Below are 18,394 nucleotides of genomic sequence, written 5' to 3' on the forward strand. Positions count from 1 at the left end.
AAAAACTAACACTGTTTCAATTGAACTAATCCTTACGAACATCTTTTACACCGTTATGAATATTCTTCCCGAACGTAATCAAGTAAACGATACTCGATTATTTAAATTACTGACTTCTCACACCACCGTACATACGCTTCATTTATGACTTTGTGTCAACTAGTATTGATTTTTATGGGATTCCAATTCACTTGAAAGTTGGGAACTTTTTTAACGACTAATTTATAATTGAAGTGCAACGCATAATAATTGAATAAAAAGACTCATAGTAAATGAGCTCCAAGATTAGAAACAAAAATTCAATATTGGGGGTTCGATTTAGAATACAGGATGATTTTTTACTTATTTGATACTACATTAGCCTCAGTAATCGTGTTTTGGACAAAATTAATTAATTCCTCAAAAGTTGTAATCTGTCGCTTAATTTGTTTTGCATTTACTTCAGTAAATTCAGGATTGCCATGTGTAATCTCATTTCGACCAGCACGAATTACTGATATCAATTTATTTAATTTTGTTTTAGAAAAATCATGTATATAATTATTAAAAATTTTATGAAATATTTTATAAATCGCGTACATAGACATGCCATGTGCTTTCACTATACCTTTTTTAACGGCATCGGCGTATTCATCTTCAGTTAAATAGTCATGGAGAAAATAATCTTGATACTGTTGTACTTTAAGATAAAAATTCTGAGCATACTCCCCATTACTATTCGCAACAATAGACGAACAAACAACTACGTAAGTAAAGTTTTCAAAAGCTGAGTTAAGAGATATTACGCACTCTCTTAATGCACCAACCAATAAATACGATTTTGCTTCCATTAATAATAGCTTATAAAGCGGCATTTTTTTTCGAATATATTCACTTTCTAAATTAACCGAAATTGGTTGAGTAGAAAGTTGATACTTTCCGTGATCAAAAAAAGGAATTTTGCGAATTGTTTTATCACCAACCCCATATTCAATTGAGTGACCGCTAATCATTGCTGGATAGATACTTTTAATCCAATACTCACCAGTCTGTTCTCTATAAGCATCAATGATTCTATTTACAATATTACAAGCGTAAAACTGCATCACAGTTGCAGTATCATCATACTCACTAGTCACTTCACAAGAAAGATATTTATTCAACCATATAGTCCATTTAGATGAATTAATGACAGAGTCGCGATCTTTTAACTTAGAAACACTTGCGCTATTACCATTTAATCCTTCTCTTCTAACCGAAACAACAGCGTGCAATTTATCATTTTTATAAGGAATATCAATTGAAACTTCATTCTCAATAGTCTTTAACGCTATAGGGACGAGGAACGATGTTCTAGTCCATAAAAATTCGTGCTTGACATCACTGATTATCGCTTGATCTTCTTCAAAAATTTCTTTCAGCGTATCATTTTCCAATTCACTAGTCTTAATATCAAAAAATAATTCTTTTGCATCTATCAGTAACTTTTCATCCCTATTCTCAAGATAAAGCATTAACAATGTTTTAACGGCCTCAACCAGAAAATGGGCCTTATTATTAGTAAGCTCTTTAGCAAATCGCGGGTTCTCTTTAGTCTTATTTAGCCATTTCAACGCTTTATCATATTGAGCAGCAGTATAACATTGGTCAAATTTTCCGCGAAATATGGTATACATTTTTTCTTCACAAAGTTTCTTTTCCCCACTATTAAGGTTTTCATATAGCTTTAATGACTCATTCATCGCATCATTATCTTTAAATCCAGATTTACAGAATTTTTGAATGCTTAAACTTAGATTATTCATTTAGACCATCTCCCTCTCAAATCAAAAACTATTTTCATCAAATAACTGTAGATAAATAGATTTTCGAATCGTAGTATATCTCCAATAAACTCTAGTAAGTACAATTCCATAGCAATTGCATCCCAAACAACATTTACTCAAACTAATCGACGCCATTACTTATGATACGGCGACCCAATATTAATCATAAATGCCCGGTACACCTGCTCCGACAGCACCAACCGCATCAACTGATGCGGCAGCGTAAAGCGCCCAAATGAGATTTGGGTGTCGGCACGCTTAAGCACTTCCGGTGAAAGGCCGAGGGAACCGCCAATCACAAAGTCAATGTCGCTATGGCCGTATGTCGTTAACTTATCAATTTCAGCCGCAAATTCTTCACTGGAACGTTCCTTGCCCTTAATCGCTAACGCGTAGACGTAGTCGCGATCCTTGATTTTGGCAAGGATTCGCTGACCTTCCTTTTCCATGACGTTAGCCATCTCTGCGTTACTTAACGACTCCGGGGCCTTTTCATCGGGAACTTCGACAATTTGGAATTTCGCAAATTTACTCATCCGTTTTGCATATTCCGCAATCCCCTGTTTAAAATATTTTTCCTTTAATTTACCGACACAGATAATTTTGATGTTCATAATTGACCGCCTTTACACAAGTTATTCACATAGTTATCCACAGGTGCATAACTCTAATTTCTATATGTTGTGGTGAACGTTTGTTTGCCACAACATTTATTTGTCATTGATTTGTCAAGTCTTTCCCAACTTATCCACAGTTATCCACCGCAACATTTGTTCGCTGTTTTCGTTTACAAATCCCATTATATCAAGAATTTAGCCAACTTAAAATATTTTTTTGAAATTCAATCCACAGGCCGTCGTCGCACCTGTGGATAACTTTTAAACAAGCCGAATTGCCGAATTTCCGGCTGTTAATTACGCTCACTTTTTAAGCCGTCATTTTATCCCCGAAGTTATCCACAGTTTTCCACAGGCGCCAAACTTGCAAAAAATGCTGGTTTGTACTTGCGGCCCGGATGTTCGGATTATTGCGTAATTTATGCACGTTAGCGGCCAATTGGCGTTCACTTGAAACTCGGACCTTCGGCTTTTCAGTTGGTCCGGCCCAAAGCCTAAAAAAACGCCCCTGAACGCGATCGGCGTTCAGAGACGTTAATGAAAACTGACGATTTAATTACTTTGATTAGACAACGCTTTGGTAGTTTCCGTTAACTTCATGTTCGTCGTCTTCAGACTACCATTATGGTAATACTTGACACTGACCGTATCGTTGACCGAATGCTCGTAAAGCGCAGTCCGTAACGTTGCTAAGCTGGTGACCTTCTTACCACCTAATTCGGTGATCACGTCGTACTTCGAAATCCCAGCGGCCTTGGCCGGTGAGCCACTATAGGTCTTCATAACGACGACCCCCTTAGTGACACTCGTTGGTAATTTCAAGACCGACTTACGGTCACTCGTTGAAATGTTGGACAGGTTGTAAGTCGCAACTCCTAAGGCTGGCCGGACAACTTCACCGTTCTTAACGAGTTCGTTGATGATTTTAACAACTTCGTTACTTGGAATGGCAAAGCCCATCCCTTCAACGCTCGTCCCGGAACTATCCGACGATAACTTCATCGAGTTGATCCCAATGACTTGGCCCGCTAAGTTAAAGAGCGGTCCACCAGAGTTCCCCGGGTTAATCGCCGCATCCGTTTGGATAACGCTAGCATAACCGGTTTGCTGACCAGAAGTGTTGGTCGTGGCGACCGTCCGCTTCTTCGCCGAGACGATCCCTTCCGTTAAGGTCGTCGCGTAATTCGAGCCGAGTGGGGAGCCAATTGCTAGGGCCGATTCCCCAACTTCAATGTTATCGGAATCACCAAAGCTTGCGGTTTTAGTTACTTTCGCCGAATTGATTTTCAATACAGCTAGGTCGGTCACGGAATCGGTCCCGACTAACTTGGCATCCAACTTCGTTCCGTTACTCATGATGACCCGGACCGCGTTCGACCCGCTAACCACGTGGTTGTTCGTCACGATGTAGGCAGCGTTGCCGCTAACCTTGTAGATCAGCCCCGAACCTTCACTGTACTCTTCCAACTTACTGTTCGAGCTGGAACTCGAGTTCGAATCCTCACTATCCGACGACCCGTCGTCGCCACCGAGAATCCCGCCCCAGTTGCTGGTCGTGCTTTGCTTTTGCAAGTTGATGACCGAAACAACCGCCGCCTTATTGTTCTTATAAACTTTGGTGGCCTGGGAACTGACATTCACCTTAACGTTTGCCGTGGACGTCGAGCCCGACTTGTTGGAGCCAGTTGGTACGCTGGTCTGAGACGTCGTGACGTTATTACTACTGAAATAATTAATACCGCCATAAGCGGCTCCGCCACCGATCAAGCCTGCGACCAGCGCGGTAACCGCCACTTTAATTAATGATTTGTTAGCCATAATGCCGCGTCGAAACGCGATCCCTCCCTACTAATGCTGATTTTTAAGTTCATTTTAACCAAAAGATATGATTTTTCTATGACTGAAAATTAGTGGAAATATTAAATCGACCTAAAGTGTGATTAACTTAGTCGCTTGTTCCGGCTCGGTATCGTACAACTGAAAGTCGTGTTCAACGCCAAAATCGTGGGCCTTGAGCATCGAGGCCACCGTTAAGTGGGCTAGCGACTTCATGTTGTTATCCTGACTACGGTGTCCCAAGTATATCCGCTTCGTCCGGTGCCCGATTACGTCCATCAACGCGTTCGCGCCGTCCTCGTTGGACAAGTGACCCTCATCACCCGAAATCCGTTGCTTGAGGGGCCACGGGTAACGCCCCATCCGCAGCATTTCCAAATCGTGATTACATTCAAATAAGTAACCATCCGCATCCCGGATAACGCCTTCCACGTGGTCCGACACGTAGCCGGTATCGGTGATGATCACAAACGACTTACCCGCGTGGTGGAGTTCGTAAAATTGGGGTTCGGCCGCGTCGTGCGAGACACTGAACGATTCAATATCGAGGTCGCCGAGTCCCAGCGTCGTGTCGGGGTCGAAGACGTGGCATAATTCTGGTGGCACCTTGCCGATCTTGTGGGCCATGGCGTCCCAGGTCCCCTGGTTGGCGTAGACGTCCATGCCGTACTTCCGGGCTAAAATCCCGGCGGCGTGGCAGTGGTCGGTGTGTTCGTGCGTGACGAACAGGCTGTCAACTTCGTTAATGTCGCGACCAATCGACGTCATGAGGTTGGCGATTTTTTTGCCGCTTAACCCCGCGTCGACCAGTACCTTATGTTCAGGCGTTTCGATATAAGTGACGTTGCCGGTACTGCCGGACGCCAAAACGCTCACTTGCATTTGATCTGTTGCTAACTTTAATCCCATTTTTCGGTTCTTCCCATCTCTGAAATCCGCTACTATCTTAATATGATACACGCTTTTAACCACGTTGGAAAGCTAACGCCCCGCGGGGAAAAAAGTCGCGGAACCGCACCCCCGGGATTGGGGTTTCCCCGTGAGCTCAAATCGATGCCCACAGTGTTTTCGCCACCCGGTGACACCCGCTGCTGATGGCAATTTCAACACTAATTGGTACAGCGCAATCAAAAACGACCTTCAGCGCACTTGCCTGAAAGCCGTTCGTCTCAATTAGAAATTCCAAATCATACCCGCGTTCGTTTCAATACTACTCGTTTCACTTTCGCTGGAGTCGTTGCCGTTCTTCATTGACGCACCGGTAAAGGCGTTAATGCGGTGCATCGTCACGTTAGAACTGTTCTTACTACGAACCGCAAAGATCCAAGTTGGCACGTAAACACTGCTATTCTTCAGCTTGACTAGCCGCGAATAGCCCAGCCGTCCCCAAACAATCTTGGAGTTATTTGAAACTTGATTATATTGATACAGCGCGACGAGCGCCTTTTTTTCACTGATGGTGACCGCCTTTTCACGCAGGGTCTTCACGTTATTCACGTAACTTTGCGTGTAGCCGGTTAGCTGATCATTCTTATTGACGGACAGGTGCACCTGTCCGGTACTCGTCAGGATTTCGCCGTCCGCGACCTTTTGCACGAAGACGTAGTCGCCCTCCGACGAGAGCGCCGCGTCATAGACGTACTCGTCCCCGTGAATCACGTTCGAGTTTTGCTGCATGAACGCGGTCAAATCGTCCTTGAGGTCGTCTTCGTTCAACGTTTGCGGGGTCCGCAAACTACTCGTGAGTTTACCGGTGCTCTGCACCCGGGCCGTTTGTCCAGAAAGCTGACTAAGGTGTTGCTTCAAGCCGTTGTCATTGTTCCCGGCGATGTAGTAGCCGGTTCCTTCCTTGGTGGCGGGATTCTTAAAGCTGATCCCGTCGGCCCGCATCTCCCGAATAATGGTGGTCGTCGTGTTACCGGCCGTTTTAGTGGAGTGGGTATTATTTTGAATGTACATAAACGCTAAGAAAATGTCGAGGACCACGAAGGCTACCAGGAAAATCCACTCAATTCTTCGAAAATTCATGTGGCCACCCCCTACGATCCGTTGAGCATCGACGTGTACGTCCGCCAACTACCGTTGTAATCCACGTAGTAGGTCGGCGTCAGGTCGATAACTAGTTTCGATGATTTATTTTGTGACCACTGGTAGCCGAGTTCAATTCGGCCAATCTTACTACTATGATAACCCGCCGCTTCCAGTTGCTTCAAAACTGATTCCGAACTTGGCAGGGTGACGGCCTGTTGCTTACCGGTCGTTGGAACCGGCACTTGCAGGCTGTACAGCGAGAAGTAGTAGCGGTCCAGGCCGTTGGTCGTCATTTGAATCCGGACATCGCCGTTTTCCGTCTGGTTAAAGATTGGGAAACCTTCCACGTAACTCCGATAAATGACGCTGTTACTCGTATCGTCGAAACCGTAGTAGCGAATATTATCCATTGGGACCCCCAACGAGGCCAAGTGGGTATAACTCTTCTGCAACTGACTCCGTAGCGATAACTGGCGGGTTTCGCCCGAGTCGCTGTAATCTTCAAAGTAGACCGTCCCGACCTTCGGGTTAACCGTCATCCGCTTAAAGCTACCGGTCGTGTATTCCTGCTTACCGTTGCGATTATGGACCGAAACGGTCGAATTGCCGTCCGCGTCTAAGAGCCGGTTGGCCAGCTCGCTGGCCGCTAACTTACTCATTAAATAACTATACTGTTGCATCTTAACCGCACCCGTATAGTCGAGGTAAGTATTATTTTTGGTATAGGTCATCTTGACCGGAATCTCCTTGACCTTATCCGTGCGTAAAACCGCGCTCAGCGAACTCAGCGACTTGTTCTTCAAGCGAACGCTATAAATACTGTGATGGTTATCATTTAAAAGGTACAGGTGGTCGGTATCGTTGACCGGAATCACGATTCGACTAAACTCCGAGGAGCGGAAATTTTGCAAATTTTGCTTAAAAACCGTGTTAAACATGCTGATCGTGACGCTGTCCGGGAAGTTAAGCACGTACGACTCTTCGCCGTTCAGCAGGGCCGTATAGCTTTTAGCCGACGTTACCCGCACCTTAGAAATGCTGGTCGCGCGCCATTTGCGCATCTGGTCCTTAAACTGGCTGACTAAGCTGACGTTCTTGTTGATCAACAGCGCCTGCTTGCCCTTCGTATTCGTATAAATCAGTTGCGTCGGCAAGTAGACGTCATCCACCGAACGGGTTGCCAGCGTCGAATTAGAAGAGGTCGTACTGACCTTACTTTCCCGTTCGTAGCGCGACGGATTCATCCAAATATAGACGGAGAGTGCCACACTGATCAGCACCAGAATCATCAGGGCTAGCGGCAGTAACATGCGTCTAATTTTGTGCGTCGTCATCCCAGAGATCCTCCTCCTCATATGGTTCGTACGGTAGTGAAATGTAAAATGTCGAGCCTTGCCCTTCCACACTATCGACCCAGATACGGCCACCGAGCATTTGGACAACTTCCTTCGAAATTGCGAGTCCTAAACCGGTCCCGCCCTGAGCCCGTGAACGGGCCTTGTCGACCCGGAAGAAGCGGTCGAAGACGTGGTTCAAGTCCGCCCGCGGAATCCCCAGCCCCTGGTCACTAATACTAATAATGACCTGGTTATGAGTCTCCAATAGCCGGCAGGTTACGACCCCGCCGTCGGGTGAGTACTTGATCGCGTTATTCATAATATTATCCAGTACCTGGGTGAACTTATCGGTATCAATTTCAACCCAGAGATCACGTTTCGTAAATTCACGTTTGATCGTGTAGTACTTGCTTGGATTATCGTCCTTTTTCAAAATCATATCGAAGCGGTTCAACACGTAGTTAAACATTTCGTTCATGTTCACCAGTTCCATGTCGACCCGGGTCGTCCCGGAATCCATCCGTGACAAGCTTAACAGCTCGTTGATCATCCGAATCATCCGGCCCGTTTCTTCCTGGGTCACTTTCAAAAAGCCGGGCGCGACTTCGGGATCTTTCCAGGCCCCGTCGCTCAACGCTTCAATATAGCTACGCAAACTCGTCAATGGCGTCCGTAATTCGTGGGACACGTTGGAAACGAACTGTTTGCGGTCCCGGTCAATTTTTTGCTGCTCGGTAACGTCGTGCAGCACGCAGACCAGCCCACTAATAAAGCCAGACTCCCGCTGAATCAGTGAGAAGTAGGCGTTTAGAATCAGGTCGCGCTCATTAGAAGAAAAGTCGAGCATCAATTCGTCCTGATTTTCAATCAAATCGCGCAACGAATAGTCGTCGCGAATTTTCAAAATATCCAGAATCGAGTTGCCAATCGCGTTTTCGGCGCTAACGTCGACAAAGTTCGAGGCGGTCTCGTTGATAATCGTGATGTTACCCCGGCGGTCGGTCGCAATGACCCCGTCACTCATGTGGGAAAGCACACTATCCAACCGCCGGCGTTCAGCTTCAGTGGACTCCTGCGATTCTTCAACGCGAATTGATAAGTTGTTAATCGCCTTTGCTAGTTGGCCTAACTCGTCATCACTGTACACCTGAACTTGGCCAGCGTAGTCACCGCGCGCGATCCGTTGGGTCTGCTGCTTCATTTCTTCGATTGGTCGGGTAATTGCCCGGGCAATAATGATCGCAATCCCTAACCCTAAGATCATCGCAATTAACGACGCCAACACAAAAATCGCCATGATATTGTTAATGTTGCTATATACGGATTTCATATTGGCTCGGACGTACAGAACCCCCACTAACTGACTGTTGTTGCCAGTTGAGCTGGAACTGTACAGCGGGACAATGGAAACGTAATAGCGGCCATTATTCTGCGTATCATAGGTGTTTTTAGTGTAAGAGCGGTTGTTATAAATCGCGTTCTTAATGTTCCGGTCCGTGGTCTTTTGACCCACTACGCCCTGATCATTGACGTCGTTGGTGCCCCGAATCGTCCCCTTACTATCGACGACCCGGATTTCATCAATGTTGGTCGTATTATAATTCGATAAAATCGTCTTAATCTGATTATTAGCCTTGGTCGTATCGTTTAAGGCCAGTTGTTCCGCCAACGAGTTATCAATATAAGTTGGAATCTCAACGCTCGCCTTGAATTGGCGCACGTTATTGGTTTCCAGTTGCCGGACAAACACCGCCCCAACGATTTCTAACGTAATCAATAGTAATAACGCGAACACTAGCGCGATTTTAAAATTGATCGACTTAAAAAAGTTTTTCCGTTTAAATCTCAACACGGTGACTAACCTCTACTCGTTTTCAGGATTGCGGAGGTAGTAGCCAACTCCCCGCCGGGTAACCAGCCACTTCGGGTGACTCGGATTATCCTCAATTTTTTCACGCAAGCGCCGAACCGTTACGTCAACCGTCCGGACATCACCGAAGTAATCGTAGCCCCAGACCGTTTGCAGTAAGTGTTCCCGGGTCATCACTTGACCGATATGTTGAGCTAAATAGTGCAGTAATTCAAATTCACGGTGCGTTAACTCGATATTGTCACCACGCTTCGAAACCATGTAGGCTTCGGGATGGATCACTAAATCACCGATTTCAATGTCGGAATTTTCCTCCACTTCGGCGGGTTGCGCTGCGGGCGCTCCTTGTCGCCGGAGGTTGGCCTTGACCCGGGCTACTAGTTCCCGGTTCGAAAACGGCTTCGTGACGTAATCGTCCGCACCGAGTTCGAGCCCTAAGACCTTATCCAGTTCCGAATCCTTGGCCGTCACCATGATAATTGGCATGTCATAATTTTTCCGCACTTGCCGCGCGACTTCCAGCCCATCCATCTTCGGTAACATCAAATCCAACAAAATCAGGTCCGGATGAACTTCATCCACTTTTTGGAGGGCTTCCTCACCATCGGCAGCCACGTGAACTTCGTAACCTTCCTTGGTTAAATTGAACTTCATAATATCAGAAATTGGTTTTTCGTCATCAACGACTAAGATTTTTTTCATAACGATTTCTTCCTCCTTAGGGGAAAACAGGTTTAATTTTAAATTTTTTTGGTGGAACTTCGATTAGTTGCGGCGCCAAATTGCCGGTCCGCTTCAAATTAGCCAAAAAAGTTTCTTTCGGCACTGGTCTTAGTATATCACAAAAATTGACGGCTTTCTTTTGTTGAAAATCCGCGTGCTGACTGTATTTCCCGGGAAATTATCCGTTCAAATTAGTAACCGCTTTCGCCCGGAATTTAAATAAAAATTCCCTTTTTTTGAAAAAAGATTCAAAATACTATTGCGCGACCCCCGAAATCATGATATTATATTTCCTGTTGAGATATGGGCAGTTAGCTCAGCTGGCAGAGCAACGGACTCTTAATCCGTGGGTCCAGGGTTCGATCCCCTGACTGCCCATCATATAACTATTAACCAGGTTCCACGCCGTGATAATCCACCGTGGAACCTGGTTTTTTATGCATAATTTTGAATAGTAACTTGCAATGCAAAACGAATGACTTTCCTTACATTTTTTGGCAAACTAGCCTTAAAGGAAGTGACGCGCCATGCAACATACGACCCGCCAAGCGGCCCTTAACATGCTTCAACGGGCAACGGCCTTTACCGTGGCGACTGTCGATGCAAGCGGCTACCCAACGCTCGTCGTCTTAAGCCCATTACCGGGCAACCGGTCGTTAAACCACCTATTCTTTTATACGAGTCGCCAAACCCAAACCGTTAAAAACCTCGCCCACACGCACCGGGCGAGCCTCCTCTACTACCAGGTTGCCGACTACTCGTCGCTCCTCTTACGCGGCCAACTAACGCTCGTCGGTAACGACGCCTTTGACCACGACTGGCACGACGCGCTGAATACCTTTCAGCAGCAACTCAACTACCACGATCCAGTGATTTTGCGGTTTCAAACCCATTCCCTCAAAATTCGGCACCGCGTTAATACTGACCACCTCGAACTGTGGTCCCCGGAAGACTCCTAGTGAGGCGGTTTTACGGCTTTAAACCCACGAGGCTGTGACTTTGGTTGCAGCCTCGTTTTGGTTACTCTGGATGGTCAGTAATTGGGTACCGCACTTGCGGTATAGCCGAAACGTGCTCCAGACCAACTGACGCCTGTGCCTGCTACGCTAAGGCGCCATCGCACAAACCGCGGCGCTCCCCTGCGATTCAGTCGAAACGTGTTCGGGCTAGCTGGTCCTGCGGTTAGCTACGCCACCGGCACCATGTACAGTTCGCATAATGCCGGTGTTCCTCTCTGCAATATAGTCGAAACGTGTTCGGCCAGACTGGTATCTGCGCTTGCTACGCTAAGGGCACAATGCCAAACCCCGGTGCTTTTCTGCAATATGGCCGAAACGTGCTCGGCCCAGCTGACCCCTGCGCTTGCTACGCTAAGGCGCCATCGCACAAACCGCGACAACGCCTTAGCTAGGCAATGCTCGAGGTCAAAGCGCTGGGCCTCACACTCTTTGTTTCCTCACCGTTCAAATCCTTGCAAAACGGGATGAATATTTGCAGTCGCTTTCAAATTAGATTACGGTAGAAATAGGCTTTTACATTTTCTTTCTTATATTATGACTCATTTTTGTAATCAAGCTAAGGGGATGTTCATTTGAAGTTAATTCGATTAAGAATTGAAAATGATGCCATGGACATTACTTACCACCCGGCGGAAGACGACCGCGCCACCGCCCACTACCTCATCGCCTACAACCGCGAACAGTCGATTGGCGACAACCTCGAAAACATCAAGGTTCGGCTAGCGGGGCTACAATTTGACGCCGCCATTCTGGACAACGGGCTCAGCTACCCGTTTTCTGACACGATCGTCGGCGTCAACTACGACCGCATCGACGTTGGGTTAGCGTTAACTAACCTGCTCAACATTCCGGTCGTTAGCCGCGCCGCCGTTCAGCGTTCCGGGCTGGCTGCCGCCGTCCGCGAAAAACGCCACTACCTCAAGTGGCACTTGGACTACTACGGTCAGTACCACGACGTTCGCAATAACGGTCAAGAAGCAATGCTGACCGTTGGGAACGGCTACTTTGGCTTACGGGGGGCCTATCTCGAAGCTCACGCCGATCAGGACAACTATCCCGGAACCTACGTCGCCGGCGTCTTTGATCAAGAAACGACCCAAATTCAGAACCACGCCGTCACTAACGAGGACCTCGTTAACCTGCCAAACGCGCAGTTCATCACCTTTGGCGTCGACCACCAAACGCCGTTTACCATTAACAGTCACGACTTACAGGACGTTTACCGCAGCCTCGACCTTAAAACTGGGATTCTAACAACCACTAAGCTCGTTCAACTAGCTTCCGGCCACCAACTTCGGATTCGTTCACAAAAGCTCGCTAACATGCATGATTGGCACCGTTATAGCATTCGTTACCAAGTCACTCCGCTCAACTTTGCCGGTAGTTTGCAGATTTATGCCGACATTGATGGAAGCGTTGTCAATAGTAACGTGAGTCGTTACAGCGCATTTGATCAGCACCACACCCGCACACTGGGTATCGAAGCCCGTGGGAACGCGGTCTTCCTGTCCGGGCAAACGCGGACGTCCAAAATCAACTATACGATTGGTGCCAAGCTCACCAGTCCGGACGTGCAGGACAACGAAGCGGTTAAGAGCCAGCAACAGCCACAGGGTATTCGCCAGACGGTCTCATTACCCGTTCAGGCCGGTAAAACCTATACGTTCGATAAGAACGTCGTGATTGCCACCAGCAACGTTCGCACGGCTCATCCTTTAGACGGGGTGGCGGCTGAATTAGACCAGTCCAGTTTTGACAAAACGGTCACAGCCAGCAACGCCTATTGGAAAAAGACCTGGGCAAACGCAGACATCCAGGTTGGGGGTGACCTCACCAGCCAGCGGTTATTACGGGTCAACCTCTACCATAGTTTCGTTTCCGCCGCGGCGATCGAAAGCGGCCAGCTCGATGCATCCGTTGGGGCTCGCGGTTTACACGGCGAAGCTTACCGCGGGCACGTGTTCTGGGACGAAATGTTTATTCTCCCGTTCTACACGTTGCACCGGCCTAAGTTGGCCAAACAACTGCTCAACTACCGTTACCAACGGCTCGCAGCGGCGCGAAAAAACGCCAAGGACGCCGGTTACGCGGGTGCGATGTACCCGTGGCAATCCGCGCAAGTCGGTGACGAGCAGTCGCAAGTTACCCACTTAAACCCGATCACCAAAACCTGGGATCCCGATAATAGTCGTTTACAGCGGCACGTTTCCCTCGACATTGCTTACAACGTCTGGTTCTACGTGCACGCCACCAACGACGTCGACTTCCTGCGTCAACAAGGAATGGAAATGTTACTGTCGATCGCGGCCTTCTGGATCAGCAAGGCCCACTACGATCAAAAGACCGGCCGCTACTCGATCAGCGGCGTTATGGGGCCCGACGAGTTCCACGAAAATTACCCGAACAGCGACCAACCCGGGTTACGCAACAACGCCTACACCAACATCATGGTCGCCTGGTTATTCACGGTCATTGATCAGTTGAAAGCTAAACTCAGCGAAGCGGACTGGCAAAGTGCGGCGAAGGCCGCCGACTTCCACGCCGCCCTCGGGCAAAAAATGCAGACGATTCGCCAGAAGCTCACCCTGCAAATTAACCGGAGTGGTATTATTGCCCAGTTTGAGGGCTACTTTAAGCTGCCAGCACTCGACTTTAGCGCCTACCGCCAAAAGTACGGCAACATCGCCCGGATGGACCGGATTTTAAAGGCGGTCGGCAAGACTCCCGACGCCTACCAGGTCGCTAAACAGGCCGACACGTTGATGGCCTTTTACAACTTCGACGTGGCAACCGTTCAAGGAATCATCGAAGGCCTCGGTTACCACCTTCCGGCCAACTACTTGAACCGCAACCTCCAGTACTACCTGGCTCGCACAACTCACGGTTCCACGTTATCGCGCATCGTGTACGCCGTGTTAAACCAGCTCGACGGCAACTACGACCAGGCCTGGCAGCTCTTCTCGCAGGCGCTGGTTTCCGACTACTACGACATTCAGGGCGGAACGACCGCCGAAGGGATTCACCTCGGTGTGATGTGTGCGACCGTTAACTTGACGACCCGCAACTTCGGTGGTGTAACGCCGTTTGAAGACGAGCTGCACGTTAACCCGCAGTTACCGGATCAGTGGCAGCAGTTGGCGTTCCAGCACCGGTTTAAGGGGGTTAACTACCACTTTAAGATTGATCATCACCAAATTATCGTCACGGCCGACCAAGCTAGCCAGCTTCAAATTATGGGCAAGCCTTACCAGTTGCAACCGCAACGCCCATTGACCGTGACTTACGCTGAAAATTAGGAGGAGTTACTTTGACAAAGTTTACTGATATTAAAGGGTTTGTATTCGATTTAGACGGCGTGATCACCGATACGTCGGTTTTTCATAGCCAAGCTTGGCGCCAAGTCGCCGAAAAGGTCGGCGTCCAGTGGGATGACCAACTGGCCGATGCGCTCAAGGGCATTAGTCGAATGGATTCGTTGAACTTGATTTTGAAGCACGGTCACCGTGAAAACGACTTTAGTGCCGCGGAAAAGCAGGCCCTTGCCACGGAAAAAAATACCCACTACTTGGAACTAGTTGACCAGATGACACCCGCGAACCTATTACCCGGGATCAAGGACTTCTTAACTAGTCTCCAAACCGCGGGCTACCAACTTTCCCTCGCGTCAGCATCGAAAAATTCAGCGCGGGTGCTGGCTAAATTGGGACTGAGTGCCGTCTTCACTAAGGCGGTTGACCCGACGACGTTAACGCACGGTAAGCCCGACCCAGAAATTTTTCGGCGTGGTGCTGAATTGTTGAACTTGGACCCCGCCCAGTGCATTGGGGTCGAGGACGCCGCGGCTGGTATCCAGTCAATTAACGGTGCGGGCGAAACCTCAATTGGCATCGGTGATCCGCAGGTCTTGGCGGCCGCGGACATTAACTTTAAGGATACCGCGGAATTAACGCTGGCAAATATCAAGGCGCGCATGGCTTAACGGGACGCTTTAGTCCGAGTTTATGCCATTAAAAAAGAGAATGTTGTGGCTAATGTCACAACATTCTCTTTTTTGGTGTTGATCTGCCGCCAGCAGCGGGTGTAACCGGTTGGCTGGAACACTACGGGCATCTTTTCTAGCAGATCATCCCCAGCTATCATAGCGCCCTGGTTTGTCGCCTCATACCTTAATAACCAAAACGTGGGCCAAAAGTCAGCTAGCTCTGATCACCAGCTAACCGACTTTTAGCCCACTCTCCTTTTTATTGTTAACTTAAATCAAATCAAAGTGCCGCAATCCCTGCCGAATACCGTCGTGCATGTTATCCGCGGTCACGTAGGCCGCTAAGCGTTTAACGCGGGGATTACCGTTACCCATCGCGATTGGCGTTTGCACCGCCTTAAACATCTCCAAGTCGTTGAGTTGGTCCCCAAACGCGTAGGTTGGTACGTTGGTCAACCCCGCCTTGGTCAAAATATCGTGAATCCCGACGGCCTTGGAAACGCCCCACACCATCGTGTCGAGCGCCCGTGGATTATTACGAACGAAGGCGAGCCGGCCGCGGTAACGTTGCCGGTATTCTGCTGGTTCATTCGGATCAAAGGTCAACAAGAAATTAACGTGCTGGTGCCGGTAAAAAGCCGGTTCGACCCGGGCAGTCTGCTTAAGGGTCTCAAAGTTATCCACGGTCAGCGCGTTCTGATGGGTCAACGCAAAACCGGCGTTGTTATAGTACGCGAGCGCGTGGTGCCGCTGATTAGCAAAGTGGGTCATATCGACCAGTAAGTCCTTATCAATCTCGTGCGCCGAGAGGTAGTGCCCTTGATAGGCAACGTAACTGCCGTTGGCGCTGACGATCGAATCAATGCCGGTCGCCCGCATAATCTGGCGGACCTCAAAGACGTTCCGGCCAGTCGCGATGACCGGTAACACCTGATTAGCTTTCAATTGTTGGATTGCCTGAACGCTGCTTGGTGCCACCGACTTATCATCGCGCATCAGCGTTCCGTCCAAGTCAAAAAATACCACTGCTTGAAACAAACAAATCCCTCCTAATAATCCGTAAAACGGGACCGTTAGGCGTACCGTTTTGACCGGTACGGCACTAGCGGTTACTTCTATTATAACGCGCCGGAAACGGATAAGCCGGACCGCGGTTTCCGGCCGTATTTTCTGAAAACTAACAAAAGAAAGGCCATGGCCAATTAAGTCGGCCATGACCTGCTTTACGTCTTTAAAGGATCGACGGGGTACTACCAAAACCGTGCTTCGCGGGGTTGGTGTCCAGCAGTACTCTTTTAATATACAAGCGGCCGCCCCCCGCCAACTATCAATTTTTTGTAAATTTCATGTAAAGTTTTCAACAATTTTACATTGATTAACGGTTAAGGACTGCGCCACGAGGTGCTGCTGAACGCTGGTCGCAACGTTCGCGGGTAGTCCGGCGAGGTGTAGGTCGGCGGCCGTAACGCTGTGGGCGGTCGCACTGACGTTGACGGCAATTAGGACGCAGTGGTCGGCTTGCCAGTAGCAATAACCAATACCGTACGTGCCGAGGTAAAAGGGCCGAAACGCCGCCGTCGTTAGCCACGGGTGCTGGCGGCGCCAGTGGATCCAGTCCGTAACGAACCGCAACAGCCCCGCATCGACGTGCCACCACGGGAAGAAGGCCCGGTTATCGGGGTCCTTTCCCCCGGTCATCCCGGCTTCGTCGCCGTAGTACAGGCAGGGCACGCCGGGGAGCGTCAGTAGGAGTTGAAACGCCAATCGCAGGCGCTGACGGTCGTTTTGCAACATCGTTAAAATTCGGGGTGTGTCGTGGCTACCGAGGTTGTTGAAGTTAAACCGAAACGTACTGCGGGGGTAGTTTTCCTTTAGCGTCATCAATTGGCCCCACCAGTCAGCCGGTGTTAAACTACCGCTCAACACGTTAATGATCAGTTGCCGTAACGGGTAGTTCATCACCGCCTGCAGGCCACCCCCTTCCAAGTAGTGCCGGCGCTTACCGTAAGCAATCTTGTGCGAGGCGTCCTCCCACACTTCGCCGATCAACACCCGGTCGGGGTAGTGGTCGAGCGTTTGGCGGATGCCGGCAATGAAGTCGTCGGGTAATTCGTCGGCGACGTCTAATCGCCAGCCGTCCACGCCCCGCCGCGTCCAGTAATCGATCACCGAATCGGTGCCACCGTAAATAAACTGGCGGTAACTGGCGTTCGTTTTATCCACGGTCGGCAGGTCCTGAACGCCCCACCAACTCTCGTAATCATTCGGATAACTCTTGAACGTAAACCACGGGTAGTACGGGCTCGTCCGCGACTGGGCGGCACCGATCGTATCGTAGTGCCCGGCCTGGTTGAAGTAGCGCGAATCCACGCCCACGTGGTCGAACACCCCGTCCAAAATCAAGTGCATGCCGGCGCGGTGAAGTGCCGTGACCAATTGGTCAAAATCCGCCAAGGTCCCCAGCACCGGGTCAATTTTCATGAAATCGCCGGTATCGTAGCGGTGGTTGCTGGCGGCCTTAAAGATTGGCGTCAAATAGAGAATCGTCACGCCGAGCGCCTGTAAATACGGGAGTTTTTCGGTAATCCCCCGCAAATTGCCACCGTAGAAATCCCAGCGCAAAACTTGGTGATCAGCGTTGCGAATATACATCGGTCGATCGGTCAGGTGGCCGTAAAGAAAACTATTCGGCTTGGGCGCGTTAACGTGACCGTCCGGATTACCGTTACAAAAGCGGTCCACAAAGATCTGGTAGCCGACCCCGTGGCGGTACCATTCCGGCAACGGGTCGTGACTTTTAAGCACCGTCAGCTGGTACATTTGCACCTGCTGACGGTCGGCGTACTGCACGCCAACGCCCCCCAGGCCACCGTTACGACAGCCGTAGTAAACCGTGTCCATGGCCGTCGCCACCCGAAAATAGTAAAAGTAGAGCCCGCTGACCGTCGGACTAAAACTAGCCGTATAGCGGTTGGGCGCCGTCACGTGCATCGCCACCACCTGCTCGTGGGTCCACTGGCCATCCTGCACGATGCACAGGGCGACCGCCGTTACCGGGGCCTGGGCGCCGACTTGCAAGTGGAAGCGCAGCCGGGTCTTCCGGCAAACCGCACCAAACGGCTGCTTATAAGCCGTTGAAAATGAATCGTACTTAATCTGCATCCTCAGTCCCCC

General features: G+C 49.2%; 13 protein-coding genes and 1 tRNA gene. 4 read left to right on the forward strand and 10 right to left on the reverse strand.

The genetic code is table 11. The annotated features are described in order from the left end of the window. Positions 1–338: 338 nt before the first annotated feature. From FFM79_RS05070 to yycF, 8 genes are all read right to left on the reverse strand, one after another. Positions 339–1,784 carry a hypothetical protein gene (locus FFM79_RS05070; protein ID WP_137642392.1) on the reverse strand — a complete coding sequence of 482 codons (1,446 nt, stop codon included), beginning with the start codon at positions 1,782–1,784 and terminating at the stop codon, positions 339–341. Positions 1,785–1,939: 155 nt separating this feature from the next. Then, entirely contained in the window at positions 1,940–2,419 is a 480-nt protein-coding gene (gene rlmH / locus FFM79_RS05075) for a 23S rRNA (pseudouridine(1915)-N(3))-methyltransferase RlmH (protein WP_137642393.1), read from the reverse strand. 555 nt (positions 2,420–2,974) lie between these two features. Continuing rightward, the gene (locus tag FFM79_RS05080) at positions 2,975–4,240 is read right to left on the reverse strand and encodes a S1C family serine protease (protein WP_137642394.1); all 1,266 of its coding nucleotides are present in this window, start codon (positions 4,238–4,240) and stop codon (positions 2,975–2,977) included. 111 nt (positions 4,241–4,351) lie between these two features. Beyond that, entirely contained in the window at positions 4,352–5,167 is an 816-nt protein-coding gene (locus tag FFM79_RS05085; protein ID WP_137642395.1) for an MBL fold metallo-hydrolase, read from the reverse strand. A gap of 264 nt (positions 5,168–5,431) precedes the next feature. Further along, positions 5,432–6,286, reverse strand: coding sequence for a two-component system regulatory protein YycI (locus tag FFM79_RS05090; protein ID WP_137642396.1), 855 nt, complete (start codon positions 6,284–6,286; stop codon positions 5,432–5,434). A gap of 11 nt (positions 6,287–6,297) precedes the next feature. Next, entirely contained in the window at positions 6,298–7,623 is a 1,326-nt protein-coding gene (locus tag FFM79_RS05095) for a YycH family regulatory protein (RefSeq protein ID WP_137642397.1), read from the reverse strand. Continuing rightward, a complete protein-coding gene (gene walK, locus FFM79_RS05100; protein WP_137642398.1) occupies positions 7,604–9,478 on the reverse strand; it encodes a cell wall metabolism sensor histidine kinase WalK in 1,875 nt (624 codons plus the stop codon). The genes FFM79_RS05095 and walK overlap by 20 nt, the downstream gene beginning before the upstream one ends. Positions 9,479–9,490: 12 nt before the next feature. Next, positions 9,491–10,198, reverse strand: a complete 708-nt coding sequence (gene yycF, locus FFM79_RS05105) for a response regulator YycF (protein WP_137642399.1) — start codon at positions 10,196–10,198, stop codon at positions 9,491–9,493. 326 nt (positions 10,199–10,524) lie between these two features. On the opposite strand from yycF, the gene FFM79_RS05110 reads away from it, so the two are divergent. From FFM79_RS05110 to pgmB, 4 genes are all read left to right on the forward strand, one after another. Beyond that, a tRNA-Lys gene (locus FFM79_RS05110) sits at positions 10,525–10,597 on the forward strand. A 149-nt stretch (positions 10,598–10,746) separates the two neighbouring features. Next, on the forward strand, positions 10,747–11,178 hold the full coding sequence (locus FFM79_RS05115) for a pyridoxamine 5'-phosphate oxidase family protein (RefSeq protein WP_137642400.1): 432 nt from the start codon (positions 10,747–10,749) through the stop codon (positions 11,176–11,178). Positions 11,179–11,810: 632 nt separating this feature from the next. Beyond that, entirely contained in the window at positions 11,811–14,534 is a 2,724-nt protein-coding gene (locus FFM79_RS05120; RefSeq protein WP_137642401.1) for a glycoside hydrolase family 65 protein, read from the forward strand. A gap of 11 nt (positions 14,535–14,545) precedes the next feature. Then, positions 14,546–15,217 carry a beta-phosphoglucomutase gene (pgmB, locus tag FFM79_RS05125; protein ID WP_137642402.1) on the forward strand — a complete coding sequence of 224 codons (672 nt, stop codon included), beginning with the start codon at positions 14,546–14,548 and terminating at the stop codon, positions 15,215–15,217. A 273-nt stretch (positions 15,218–15,490) separates the two neighbouring features. On the opposite strand, the gene FFM79_RS05130 is transcribed toward pgmB, so the two are convergent. Further along, entirely contained in the window at positions 15,491–16,258 is a 768-nt protein-coding gene (locus FFM79_RS05130; RefSeq protein ID WP_137642403.1) for a Cof-type HAD-IIB family hydrolase, read from the reverse strand. Between the two features lie 306 nt (positions 16,259–16,564). Further along, positions 16,565–18,382 carry a glycoside hydrolase family 13 protein gene (locus tag FFM79_RS05135; RefSeq protein WP_137642404.1) on the reverse strand — a complete coding sequence of 606 codons (1,818 nt, stop codon included), beginning with the start codon at positions 18,380–18,382 and terminating at the stop codon, positions 16,565–16,567. Positions 18,383–18,394 lie beyond the last annotated feature (12 nt).

Source organism: Lactiplantibacillus modestisalitolerans, from assembly GCF_005405425.1.
In the GTDB taxonomy this organism is placed as follows: Bacteria; Bacillota; Bacilli; order Lactobacillales; family Lactobacillaceae; genus Lactiplantibacillus; species Lactiplantibacillus modestisalitolerans.

What these genes read in the sequence shown, in the direction of transcription:
- FFM79_RS05070 (WP_137642392.1), bottom strand. Translation starts at nt 1,784, where the DNA reads ATGAATAATCTAAGTTTAAGCATTCAAAAATTCTGTAAATCTGGATTT.
- rlmH (WP_137642393.1), bottom strand. Translation starts at nt 2,419, where the DNA reads ATGAACATCAAAATTATCTGTGTCGGTAAATTAAAGGAAAAATATTTT.
- FFM79_RS05080 (WP_137642394.1), bottom strand. Translation starts at nt 4,240, where the DNA reads ATGGCTAACAAATCATTAATTAAAGTGGCGGTTACCGCGCTGGTCGCA.
- FFM79_RS05085 (WP_137642395.1), bottom strand. Translation starts at nt 5,167, where the DNA reads ATGGGATTAAAGTTAGCAACAGATCAAATGCAAGTGAGCGTTTTGGCG.
- FFM79_RS05090 (WP_137642396.1), bottom strand. Translation starts at nt 6,286, where the DNA reads ATGAATTTTCGAAGAATTGAGTGGATTTTCCTGGTAGCCTTCGTGGTC.
- FFM79_RS05095 (WP_137642397.1), bottom strand. Translation starts at nt 7,623, where the DNA reads ATGACGACGCACAAAATTAGACGCATGTTACTGCCGCTAGCCCTGATG.
- yycF (WP_137642399.1), bottom strand. Translation starts at nt 10,198, where the DNA reads ATGAAAAAAATCTTAGTCGTTGATGACGAAAAACCAATTTCTGATATT.
- FFM79_RS05115 (WP_137642400.1), top strand. Translation starts at nt 10,747, where the DNA reads ATGCAACATACGACCCGCCAAGCGGCCCTTAACATGCTTCAACGGGCA.
- FFM79_RS05135 (WP_137642404.1), bottom strand. Translation starts at nt 18,382, where the DNA reads ATGCAGATTAAGTACGATTCATTTTCAACGGCTTATAAGCAGCCGTTT.